General features: G+C 72.4%; 7 protein-coding genes. 3 read left to right on the forward strand and 4 right to left on the reverse strand.

The window, feature by feature from the left end; translation table 11 throughout:
- The gene (locus B085_RS41865) at window positions 1-855 is read left to right on the forward strand and encodes an SURF1 family protein (protein WP_018558319.1); all 855 of its coding nucleotides are present in this window, start codon (window positions 1-3) and stop codon (window positions 853-855) included.
- Here the strand turns inward: B085_RS41865 and B085_RS0109385 are convergent.
- Complete coding sequence (locus tag B085_RS0109385; RefSeq protein WP_026250843.1) at window positions 811-2,601, reverse strand: prolyl oligopeptidase family serine peptidase; 1,791 nt, start codon at window positions 2,599-2,601, stop codon at window positions 811-813. The two genes, B085_RS41865 and B085_RS0109385, sit on opposite strands and share 45 nt — an antisense overlap.
- Before the next feature lie 46 nt (window positions 2,602-2,647).
- Window positions 2,648-2,911 (reverse strand): DUF6191 domain-containing protein, encoded by a 264-nt coding sequence (locus tag B085_RS0109390; RefSeq protein WP_018558321.1) that lies wholly within the window; start codon window positions 2,909-2,911, stop codon window positions 2,648-2,650.
- A gap of 107 nt (window positions 2,912-3,018) precedes the next feature.
- Between B085_RS0109390 and B085_RS0109395 the strand changes: the two genes are divergently transcribed.
- Together B085_RS0109395 and B085_RS0109400 are read left to right on the forward strand one after the other, a co-directional pair.
- Window positions 3,019-3,483 (forward strand): GNAT family N-acetyltransferase, encoded by a 465-nt coding sequence (locus B085_RS0109395; protein ID WP_018558322.1) that lies wholly within the window; start codon window positions 3,019-3,021, stop codon window positions 3,481-3,483.
- A gap of 215 nt (window positions 3,484-3,698) precedes the next feature.
- The gene (locus B085_RS0109400; RefSeq protein ID WP_018558323.1) at window positions 3,699-5,258 is read left to right on the forward strand and encodes an alpha/beta hydrolase; all 1,560 of its coding nucleotides are present in this window, start codon (window positions 3,699-3,701) and stop codon (window positions 5,256-5,258) included.
- Between the two features lie 96 nt (window positions 5,259-5,354).
- Here B085_RS0109400 and B085_RS41870 read toward each other — a convergent pair whose 3' ends face one another.
- The gene (locus B085_RS41870; protein WP_018558324.1) at window positions 5,355-5,903 is read right to left on the reverse strand and encodes a hypothetical protein; all 549 of its coding nucleotides are present in this window, start codon (window positions 5,901-5,903) and stop codon (window positions 5,355-5,357) included.
- A gap of 989 nt (window positions 5,904-6,892) precedes the next feature.
- The coding region (locus B085_RS49215; protein ID WP_234018530.1) for a hypothetical protein at window positions 6,893-7,395 on the reverse strand (503 nt) is incomplete at its 5' end.

A 7,395-nucleotide genomic window follows, 5' to 3' on the forward strand; every position in this document is an offset into this window, starting at 1 on the left:
GTGTACCGGTTCCTGCTGTCCCCCCGCTGGCTGGGCGGGCACCTCTTCATGGTGTGCGCCGTGGTCTTCTGCACGTTCATGGGCAGCTGGCAGCTGAGCCGGTTCGAGGCCCGCGTCGACAGTCACCGCGCCGCCCAGGACACCCCCGCGACCGCCGCCCGCGACGCGGTCCCGCTGGAGCGGCTGCTGCCGCGGGCGACCTCCGTGATCACCACCGAGACGGCCGGCCGCACCGTACGGGCCACCGGGCGCTACGACAGCGCGCACCAGTTCCTCGTACCCGGCCGTGAGCTGGACGGACGCACCGGCTACTACGTGCTCACCCCGCTGCGCACCGGCGACGGCGCGGCCGTCCTGCCCGTCGTCCGCGGCTGGCTGCCCGGCGACGCGAACCGCGCGACCGCCGCCGGCGTGCCCGCGGCGCCCGCCGGCGAGGTCACCGTCACCGGGGCCCTGCAGGCACCCGAGGGCGCCGACACCGACGGCGCGATCGGCCGCGGCGGGCTCCCCGAGGGACAGCTGGGGATCATCAGCGCGGCCTCCCTGGTCAACCTCGTCCCGTACCAGGTGTACGGCGCCTGGATCACCCAGACCGAGGGCGTCCACGCGCCCCTGCGGGCCGTCCCGCCCGTCGCGCCGAGCGGCACCGGCCTGGACCTCAAGGCCTTCCAGAACCTCGGCTACACCGGTGAGTGGTTCGTCTTCGCGGGCTTCGTGGTCTTCATGTGGTTCCGGCTGGTCCGCCGGGAGGCCGAGACCCGGCGCGACGCCGAACTCGGCCTCACCGGGGAGGAGGGGCCGGCCGCGGCCTCAGCCGCCGAGGTGGCGGCGGACGAAGTCCAGCTCCAGTCGTAGCTGCTTGATCCGCTCGTCGACGACGAGCGAGCCGTGCCCGGCGTCGTAGCGGTAGACCTCGTGCGTCTTGCCCAGGCCCGCCAGGCGCTCGACGTAGTTGTCGATCTGCCGGATCGGGCAGCGCGGGTCGTTGAGGCCCGCCGAGATGTAGACCGGGGCCTTGACCCGCGCCACGTACGTGATCGGCGAGGACGCCTCGTAGCGTTCCGGGACCTCCTCGGGGGAACCGCCGAACAGAGTGCGGTCCAGCGCCTTGAGCGCCTCCATCTCGTCGCCGTACGCGGTCACGTAGTCCGCGACCGGTACGGCGGCCAGTCCCACCGTCCACAGCTCGGGCCGGGTGCCCAGCCCCAGCAGCGTCAGGAAGCCGCCCCAGGAGCCGCCGGACAGCACCAGGCGCGCCGGGTCGGCGAAGCCCGACTCCACCGCCCATGCCCGCACCGCCTCGACGTCCTCCAGCTCGATCAGGCCCACGCGGTGCTTGAGCGCGTCCGTCCACTCCCGGCCGTAGCCCGTGGAACCGCGGTAGTTGATCCGCACCACCGCGTAGCCGTGGTCGAGCCAGGCCGCCGGCCCGGCCGCGAAGGAGTCCGAGTCGTGCCAGGTGGGCCCGCCGTGGATCTCGAACACCGTCGGGTACGGGCCCTCGCCCCGCGCGGGCCGCTGGACGAGCGCGTGGATCGGGCCGCCCGGCCCGTCCACCCACACGTCCTCCACCGGCAGCGAGCCCGGCGCCCGCTCACCGGGCGCCTCCAGCACCACCGCGCCGGTCGTCGACCGCACCTCCGAGGGCGCCGCCGCCGACGACCACAGGAACTCCACGGTGCCGTCGGGGCGGGCCGTGGCGCCGCTCACCGAGCCCGCCGGGGTGTCCAGCCGGGTCAGCTCGCCGTCCGCGAGCCCGTAGCGGTAGATCTCGCTGCGGGCCCGGTACGAGTGCACCACCAGCAGCGCGGTGCCGTCCGGGTACCACTCCGCCGCGACGTCGCCGGGCAGGTCGATGGCGAGCGCGGTCTCCGTGCCCGCCGCGACGTCCCAGACCATCGGCTCCCAGCGGCCGCGCCGCTGGTGCGCCACCAGCAGCCGGGCGTCCCCCAGCACCGGGGCGAACCCCAGGCACTCCAGGCCCAGTTCCTTCGTGCCGCCCTCGCTGTCGTCCAGCTCCGCGACCTTCGTGCCGTCCGTCGTGACCACCCGCAGCGCCGAGTGCATCGCGTCGCCGTGCTCGGTGTGCTCGACGACGACCAGCGTGCCGTCCTCCGAGAGCGCGCCGACCCCGCCCGACTCCTCGTGCCGGTAGATCTCCACCGGCTCCGCCCCGGGACGCACGACGTGGACCGTCGTGCCCTCCTCGTCGGTGGAGCGGCCGACCACCGCGAGCCCGTCCCGGCCCAGCGCCAGGCCCGCGGGATACGAGGGCTCCAGCCCGGGCGCGGCCGGCTCGTCCGGGCCGCCCTCGAAGGGCTGCCGCATCCAGACCCCGAACTCGTCCCCGTCGGTGTCCGCGAACCACCACACCCAGGCGCCGTCCGGTGTCAGCGTCCCGTCCGACGTGCCGTTCGGCCGGTCGGTGACCTGCCGCTGCGCCCCGGTCGCCCGGTCCCACGCGTAGAGCTCGTACGTACCCGTCGCATTCGACACGAACAGGCTGCGGTGGGGGGCGTCCTCCGCCCACTCCGGCAGTCCGACGCGTGGCGCCCGGAAGCGCTTCTCCCAATCCGGCATCCCAGCCGTGACGTCGCTCATGCCACCATCAAACCCGATCGCGCCCCTCGGCGGACCGTGGCCGTCGTCACCCGCTGCGATCACGTCCCGCAACGACGATCTGCGCCGTCCCGCGCCCCAGGTCCACCCGCGACCGCGGGGGCGCCCCGTCGCCCTCCTCGTCGCGCAGCATCAGGGTGGCCCGGCGCTCGTCCAACTCGCTGCGCCTGCCCGGGGAGAAGCTCGCGTGCGGCTGCTCGAAACCGGTCGAGGAGACCTGCCCGCTCCGGCCGCCCCACCTGCCCAGGCGCAGCACCTGGTCGACGAAGGCCACCCCGATCAGCAGGATCACCAGGCCGGCAGCGGCATGAGGACCACGAATTCCACACCCATGGCCCTGCCTTCGCACGGCGCCACCGCGACGCGGCGGCCCCGCGGGCGCCCGGCTACCCTCGCGCCATGACCGCCGCAGAACAGCCCCTCGTCCCGCCGGACTTCGACGTCCCGGACCCGCCCGCCACCGACCGCTTCCGACTGGAACCCCTGGGCCCCCGGCACAATGCCGCCGACCACGCCGCCTGGACGTCCAGCATCGACCACATCCGCGCCACCCCGGGCTTCGAGGGCCGCTCCTGGCCGCCGCCGGAGGGGATGACCCTCGAGGCCAACCTCGAGGACCTGCGCAAGCACGCGGAGGACTTCGAGCGGCGCACCGGCTTCACCTACACGGTCCTGTCCGTGCCCGGCGGCGACGTCATCGGCTGCGTGTACGTCTACGGCTCCCGCGCCGAGCCCGGCACCGTGGACGTCCGCTCCTGGGTCAGCGCCCGCAACGCCGCCCTGGACGCGGAACTCCACCGCGTCGTCGGCGACTGGCTCGCCCGTGCCTGGCCCTTCGCGCGCATCGCCTACGCGCCCCGCTGAGCCCCTCCCGGGGCGCCCCGGAGATTCACACGTTCGGCCCATCCGGGGCCGCCGCCACGTACGACGTGTGATGGGCTGGTGACGCAGCGGAGTCGCGGGGGGCGCGTCCGAGCGCTCCGCGACACGACCGGACCAGGACCCCCGGCCCCGCGGCCCGGGCGCCGCGTCCGGCGGTCCCTCCCCCGGTCACACGGGCGCACGAGGAAGGCGTGGCGATGATCGCTGTCCTGGACACCGGCGGGATACCCCGGCGCAGGCTGCACGGTGCGCTCGCGGTGCTGAGCACCTGCGGGCTGCTGCTGACCGCGGCCTGCGCCGCCGCCGTCCCGCCGCGGCCGTCGTCCGCCGCCGGGCCCGCCGCGGACCCCACCGCGGGCGTGCCCCCGGAGCTGCGGCGCTACTACGAGCAGCGCCTCGACTGGAAGGCCTGCCAGGACGTACCGGGCTTCAAGTGCGCCACCGTGACGGTGCCCCTGGACTACGCCCGCCCGGAGGCGGGCGACATCACCCTGACCGCCGCCCGGGTACGGGCCACCGGCGACGCCGCCGCCCGCGTCGGCTCGCTCCAGATCAACCCGGGCGGGCCCGGCGAGTCCGCCGTCGACTACCTGGTCGCCGCCGCCGGCACCTTCTCCCCGGCCGTGCGCTCCGCGTACGACCTGGTCGCCGTCGACCAGCGCGGCGTGCGGTCCAGCACCCCCGTCGACTGCGAGACCGACACCCCGGCCACCCCCATGGGATTCGGCCTGCGGGTCTCCGACGGCGTGGCGGAGATCGCCGACTCATACAAGGCGTTCGAGGAACTCGCCGACGCCTGCGAGAAGCATGCCGGGGAACTGCTGCCCCACCTCGGCACACCCGACGCGGCGCGCGACATGGACGTCGTGCGCGCCCTCCTCGGCGACGAGCGCCTGCACTACCTGGGCTACTCGTACGGCACCTATCTGGGCGCGACGTACGCCGAGCTCTTCCCCTCGCGGGTCGGCCGCTTCGTCCTGGACGGCGCCATCGACCCCGCACTCGACGGCTACCGGGAGAACCTGGACAGCACCGCCGGCTACCAGCTGGCCTGGGAGTCCTTCGCCGCCGACTGCGCCGCCCGCCCCGACTGCCCGGTCGGCCATTCCGTCGCGGAGGCCGGCCGCGTCCTGGACGCCCTGGTGGACAGGCTGGACGCCGGCCCGCTGCGCCAGGGCAAGGACATCACCGTCACGGGGGAGGACCTCCTCACCGCGGTCATCACCGCCCTGCGCGAGGCCTCCTGGGAGGAGCTGCGGACCATGCTGCGCCAGGCACTGGCCGGTGAGACCGCGGAGTTGCAGCAGTTCGCGGGCGCCGACGAGGACGACTCCGGCAACGCCACGGACGCCCTCCTCGCCATCGACTGCCTGAGCTCCACCCTCGGCGCCCGCTTCTCCGACGCCGAGGCGGAGGCCGCCCTGCCCGCCTTCCTGCGCGCCTCACCACAGTTCGGCGCCTCACTGGCCACGTTCCTGGTCCTGTGCACCCACTGGCCGGTCCCGCCGACCCAGGCCCCGCACCGGATCAAGGCCCCCGGCGCCGCCCCGATCCTCGTCGTCGGCACCACCCGGGACCCCGCCACCCCGTACCCCTGGGCCCAGTCCCTCGCCCGCGGGCTCGACTCGGGCCGGCTCCTCACCTACGACGGCGACGGTCACACCGCGTACCACCGCGGCAGCCCCTGCATCGACGACGCCGTCGACCGCTACCTCACCCACGGCGAACTCCCCGCCCCGGGCACGGTCTGCGGCTGACACACGGCGGCCCGGACACGTCCTCCCGGGCCGCCGCGCGCCTCAGCCCCGGCCCGGCCGGATCACCCCCCGGGTGTGCCGCGAAGCCGTCGACCATCAGGACTCAGGGGGAGGCCACTTGGCCGACTCCCCGTCGGCCGGCACCTCATGTCCTGGGAACAGGCCGCTGGCTCGCATCGCCGCGGCGGCTCGCGGGTCCATCAGGAAGACGAGTCCCTCGTTGCCACCCGCGTAGAGGGTGTGAGCACGCGGCGCGCCACACCCGGCAGCGGCGAGCAGCCGGTTGACGACGGCCAGGGGTCGGACGGTCGACAACGCCCAGGGATCCTCGCCCTCCCAGTCCTCGGGACTCCAGACCACGCAGCGGATCCCGTTGATCGACACCACGTAGTCGTCGACATCCGGGACCGTCTCGACCTCCAGCACCACGCCGTAACGCACCAGGGCCGGTGCCAGCGCTCGAAGGAACCCCTCGACCCCGCCCTCGGCGAGTTCCTCTCCGTCCGCGAAGAACCGGACCTGCTCCGAGAGGAAGTCGGAATGCAGCGGATAGCAGCCGGTCGCGACCTCGGCCACCGCGGTCTCACGCAGCTCCGCCGGCAGGTGATCCCACAGCCCGTAGCGGTTCAGCTCCTCGGCCAGCACGCGATGACGCTCGTCACCCCGCCACGGATCATCGCCCGCGTCCCTGGACCGAAACCGTCTGGTCGCCTCGCCGTCCGACGTCACGGGGCGAAGGTAGCGTGATGCGGCTCCTCGTAACGGCTTGCCGAACAGCGAGGACTCGCCATCGCCCGGGCCGGAACGGCCCCGCGGGGCGGCGGGGACGACCCTCCAAGGCTCTGACCCTCGCGCAGATGGTCACGCAACACGAGTCAGGGCCACCCAGGAGAATCTCCTGAGTGGCCCTGATCTGCATCTACGAAGTCGGGGTGGCGGGATTTGAACCCACGGCCTCTTCGTCCCGAAGCAATGGGACCGGCTCTGTGATCTGCGGCAAAACCGCTCGTGACCTGCGCGAACTGTCCGCGAGCGTCCATGGTTGTGCGCCCCAGTACGGGGCCGTTGTAGCGCAGTTAGACACTCAGTTGGACGACTTCGGATCCTGCGCGGCTTGGGCGTCATGGTTACCCATGGGCCACGGAACCGGCAGAGACTCGCGCAGTTGCGCCTCCGGATCCCAGTCGGCCGGCTTGTCTCTGGCGTCCCCGTTCCACGGGTAGCCCTGGGCAATCCAGTCGTTGCGGGCCCTGATCACGCCCGTGTCCGTTGAGTCCTCATAACCAAACTCGATCCCGCAGCACCGACAGATGTCGAAGGTCGCGACGTCCCCGCTCTCGCCCCAGGGCGCGTACCCAAGGTCGAACCCGCAAACAGGGCAATGATCCCCTGGCCTATTGCTTCGCACCCTGCGCACCCTACTGAGCTTCCTTCTCCCGCTGGAGCACCAGTTTGGAAGACTGAGGCTGCGGACCATGCCGCACCTGGGCAGACGCTGAACTGCGACAACAGCGGTTCGGCACTGCTGTTCCCCGTGGCTCCCCGTTCGACACCGCCTCACGTGGCACGGCTGTGGCACGCCAGATCCCTCGATGCAAACTATGGGCGCGACCGTCCGCTGATTTCACCATGCGTCAGCAGTCGTACAGACGGTGCGGATCATAGAGGGCAACGGACGCCGCGATAGTTAGGAGAACCAGCCACCCCTGAGCCTTAAGTGCCGCGGACAACTGTTGCCTTACTGGTGGTTTCGCTGTCGACATCCGATAGGCAAGCATAAGGGAGATCACGCCGACGATGCCCAGGGCCATACAGGAGATCGGCACGACAGGGTCGAAGCTTGCCTGTGAGGTTTCTGGCACTTCGCCGGGGACGATACAGCCGGAAGAAAGCGCCACCAGGAACCAGGCCGGAAGGACCAGAGCGGCGGCAATGCCAGCCACCTCCTTCAGCACGAACCTTAGGACTCTCTTCCAAGTTGGCACTGCTTCTTGCACGGTCTCCGGCACTGCCCACTCCCCCTTGCCTTGTGCGTGCTGAAACCGATCGGGTCCGGCACGGATGAGTTTGCCACGCTCTTCCTCGTGCGGATCAAGGTGGGCGTAGCGGCTTTGGGCTGGAGCTGCCATGGGGCGAG

Source organism: Streptomyces sp. BoleA5 (genome assembly GCF_000373665.1).
In the GTDB taxonomy this organism is placed as follows: Bacteria; Actinomycetota; Actinomycetes; order Streptomycetales; family Streptomycetaceae; genus Actinacidiphila.